Genomic DNA, 3,850 nt, shown 5'->3' on the forward strand with positions numbered 1-3,850 from the left:
GGCGGGCGCCGGCCGGCTCAACGGCACCAGCGGCACCAGCGACACGGTCACCCGCCCGCACGCTGCCGTCGGCAGCACCGACAGCGGTCGGGCCGCCATCCATGGCGTCCTCGGTGGTCGTGATGTCGGCGGCCACCGGACCGGCGCTGACGCCCGTACGCGCGGCGGCACCCCACCACTGGGTACCGGCCGGCCGCCGCAGGCCGATCGGCAGCGCGGCACCGCCCGGCCATCCGGTACCGGTAACCGGGACCGGCCCCGGGGCCGGACGGGTCCACCACGGATCGGTTGGCGGGTCGGAGGGCCCGCGGACGGCGCCGTCGAGCCAGCTCATGTCATTTTTCGTACCCGAATGCGCTATTCCAGTGATATTTCCCGACTCCGACGGCTCCTGCTTCGCCCCGCCCGGCCCCAGGCCAGCGGGCGTGTCCGCCGTGGATCCCGCCTGTGGCGAGTACCCCGTGACAGGCCCGGAGCGCGAGGGAACGGCGACATTCTCGCTGCCACTGCTCATGACCGCTTCGCCTCCCGACCGCCGCTGGGGCCTGCCCTCCGGATCGTCGCCTGGCCTCGGATCCACCGAGCCGCTCCTCGCGACGCGTCGGAAAGCCCAGCGTAGTCACCGATATTCAGCAGACCGACTCCGGAACGTGTTCGGAGACGAGCTGAGTCGTCAACCGCCGTGACACCCGCAGGCGGATGACCATAGCGCACCGTTCACGCGCCTACCACCGTACGACTCGCGACACGGATCCCGGGCTGCCAGGGCAGCGTAGGTGACTTCCGTCATGTAGGTGACATCCGCCATACAGGCAGCGGTTTCCACCTACGATGCCTTCGGCTGTAGGCGGCTTCCGCCGTGTGCGGACGACAGTTCCCAGCTGCGGTCTGCCCGGTTCTCCACCCACGGCTTGCCCGGTTCGCCGACGTTCCGCCTACGGCTTGCCGGCGAGGGGACGCCGTACGCTGACCGGTACGGATACCACGCTGACCGTCGGTGCCAGACGGCTGACCCTGACCGCGGTGACACCGGTGGTGAAGCTCGGCTGTACCACCGGCACCACGGCCGGAAGGGTCGACGACGCGGGAAGCCCGCTGGGAGCGCGCGCCTCCCCGAACGCGGCTCCCGCGACGGCGAAAAGCAGCACGGCCGCCGAGCCCACCAGGGTGCGCCTGGCCCGGCTACGGCGATACGCCGCGCGTACACGCGGATCCGCCGGCCCGGGCCGCGGGCGCCGGCCACCCGTGGCCGGCGTGGTCACGCGTGGTGCCACCCGTGGGGACGGCCGGCCGGCCGCCGTCCATCCCTCCTTCGTCGACGCCTCTGACAGGGCCGCAGGCAAGATCACAGCGGCTGGGACGGCCGGCGTCCCGGCCGTGAACGCCCGCCTCCCGGTGGGCACATGCGCCTGCGGCGGCGACCACGTCGAGCCGGCCGCGTGGACGTCTCCCCAGCCATGGGGATGGCCGGACCGGAACCTCTCAGGGATGCCGGCGGGCGGCTGCGCGACCGGGTAGCCGACGGGAGCCGCTGGATCGGCCGGAAGCATGGGGCTGGCTGGAAACGCGGAGCCGGCTGGAAACGCGGGGCCGGCAAGCACCCGGTCGTTGTCCGTGGCGGAGGGAGTACCCGCGACGAACCGGGTGGGGATGGCGGCCGCGGCCATCCGCAGCAGCCTGTCCGCCACACAACCCGGCAGCACAGGGCCGCCGAGCGCCGCCAGCCGCGCCTTGAGGCGACGCAGTTCGGCTACTTCCCACTGGCAGGCGGGACAGCGGGCGAGATGCGCCAGGGCGCGGTCCCGGTCGTCATGGTCGAGCTGCCCGTCGACCAGCGGGGCGATCCGATCACCAAGATGGTGTTCGCTCACGCCTGCCGCTCCGGCGTGGACGTCGCACCGCCCACATGCGCCGTGGTCGGCGGTGCGCTCGCAGCCGCCGCCCGGCGAGGGATCCGGTGCGACCGGTGTGGCCGGTGCGCCCCGTCATCCGCCGGGGCCCGGCTGTCGGCCATGGGCGGGGACTGCGGCCCGGCCATGGCCGTCGGCGAGACGGCCGCGTTGCTGCCGGCCGGCTCGTCGGCCACGGCCAGCAGCGCCGCTTCCCCGGCTGTGGGCAGGTAGGCCGAGGAGCGCGGCGCCCGGTCGGCGAGCGCCTGCCGCAGCATCGCGCGTCCCCTGGAGATCCGGCTGCGGACCGTGCCGAGCTTCACCCCCAGGGTCTGCGCGATCTCCTCGTAGGAGAGCTGCTCGATGTCGCAGAGCACGACCGCGGCCCGGAAGTCCGGCGGGAGCGCGGCCAGTGCGCCTTCGATGTCGGCGTCGAAGTGCGACTCCGCGTAGACGGCCTCAGGGCTCGCCTCACGGCCCGCCAGCCGCTCGGGGTCGTCCGGCAGCGCGTCGAAACGGATCTTCTGCTGGCGTCGCATCCGGTCCAGGAAGAGGTTCGTGGTGATCCGGTGCAGCCAGCCCTCGAAGGTGCCGGGTGTGTAGTCCGCCAACGACCGGAACACGCGCACGAAGACGTCCTGGGTGAGGTCTTCGGCGTCGTGCGCGTTACCCGTAAGACGGTAGGCGAGACGGTACACCCTGTTACCGTGGTCCCGTACGACCTCTTCCCAGGTGGGTGGGACCCACGCGGCCGCGTCGCCACCGACCGTGCCAGCGGCATCGGCCGCGACAGACCCGGCGGCGTTCTCCTCCGAGGCCGGACGTGGCGGAGCCAGCCGGCCAGACGTGAACGTGGCCAGGCGCGCGTCCTGTCCGTTCACAGCCGCCTCTCGATCGGTTCGAGACGAACGTACCCGACGCGCCGGCCATGGCGCGGCAAAACCCGCAGCGGACACCGGCTGTTCTCCCCTCGATCCATCCCCGACACGAGGCGCGTTGCCAAGACGAACGCGCCATCAGCACCCGGCGTTCCCGTAGGCTGCCTATGTCATGCCCGACACAGTCACCGGGGCCGTCGATCCGACCGCCGCATACACGGAGGGCTTCCTGCTGGAAGACCCTCCCCTGCGGGCTGCCCGAGCCCGCGCCGAGGAGGTCGGTATCGTCCCGGTCACCCCGGGCACCGGTTCCATCCTGCGCTTCCTCGCCGCCTCTGTGGCAGCCCGCACAGCTGTCGAAATCGGGACAGGGACCGGCGTGTCCGGCACCTGGCTGCTGCGCGGGATGCGCCCGGACGGGACCCTGACCACCATCGACGTCGAAGCCGAGCATCTGCGGCTGGCCCGCCGCACGTACGCGGACGCCGGCATGGCACCCAACCGCAGCCGGCTGATCACCGGGCGCGCGCTCGACGTCCTGCCCAGGCTCACCGACGGCGCCTACGACCTGGTCTTCTGCGACGCGGACCAGCGCGAGGCCACCGACTACCTCAGCCAGGCCCTCCGCCTGCTGCGGGCGGGCGGCATCGTGGTCTTCACCGGCGCGCTCGCCGGCGGGCGGGTCGCCGATCCCGACGCCCGCGACGCCGAGGCCATCGCGGCCCGGGAGCTGGTCGCCGCCGTCCGCGACGACAGCCGGCTGACCCCCATGCTCCTGACCACGGGCTACGGCGGCCTCCTGGTCGCCGTGGTCGCCAGGTCCTCACCGGTCGGCTAGAGCGTCGGTCAAGTAGCGCGAGCCCCGTCCGTAACCACCCACGCAGGCCATGATCGGCGCGAGTTTGTTGTCGTGTGCGCTCTTTGGCCGTGTCAGCGTACACAGCGACAAACTCGCGCTGATCTTCTTCGGCGGCTGGCGTCCATCGACGTGTGCTGCTGTGCGCGAGGATACGTATGGTTACACGACCGGCGCTTTAGGCCGTTCGTTCGGCCAGGCTGTTTCTGCCGTTCGTTCCGCCGTTC

At 72.2% G+C, this 3,850-nt stretch carries 4 protein-coding genes and 1 pseudogene; 2 read left to right on the forward strand and 3 right to left on the reverse strand.

Annotation, left to right across the window (positions count from 1 at the left end):
• From AC5LUJ_RS11150 to sigE, 3 genes and pseudogenes are all read right to left on the reverse strand, one after another.
• A pseudogene (locus tag AC5LUJ_RS11150) lies at positions 1-334 on the reverse strand (hypothetical protein); the annotation flags it as partial.
• A gap of 601 nt (positions 335-935) precedes the next feature.
• The gene (locus AC5LUJ_RS11155) at positions 936-1,871 is read right to left on the reverse strand and encodes an anti-sigma factor family protein (RefSeq protein ID WP_250285986.1); all 936 of its coding nucleotides are present in this window, start codon (positions 1,869-1,871) and stop codon (positions 936-938) included.
• On the reverse strand, positions 1,868-2,770 hold the full coding sequence (sigE, locus tag AC5LUJ_RS11160; RefSeq protein WP_250285984.1) for an RNA polymerase sigma factor SigE: 903 nt from the start codon (positions 2,768-2,770) through the stop codon (positions 1,868-1,870). Before sigE ends, AC5LUJ_RS11155 begins: the two co-directional genes overlap by 4 nt.
• A gap of 169 nt (positions 2,771-2,939) precedes the next feature.
• On the opposite strand from sigE, the gene AC5LUJ_RS11165 reads away from it, so the two are divergent.
• Both AC5LUJ_RS11165 and AC5LUJ_RS11170 read left to right on the forward strand, forming a co-directional pair.
• Positions 2,940-3,605: an O-methyltransferase gene (locus tag AC5LUJ_RS11165; protein WP_250285983.1), complete on the forward strand. Its 666-nt coding sequence runs from the start codon at positions 2,940-2,942 to the stop codon at positions 3,603-3,605.
• 49 nt (positions 3,606-3,654) lie between these two features.
• A partial coding sequence (locus AC5LUJ_RS11170) for a hypothetical protein (protein ID WP_493464904.1) occupies positions 3,655-3,850 on the forward strand: 196 nt, incomplete at its 3' end.

This window comes from Protofrankia sp. CiP1_Cm_nod3 (assembly GCF_982290655.1).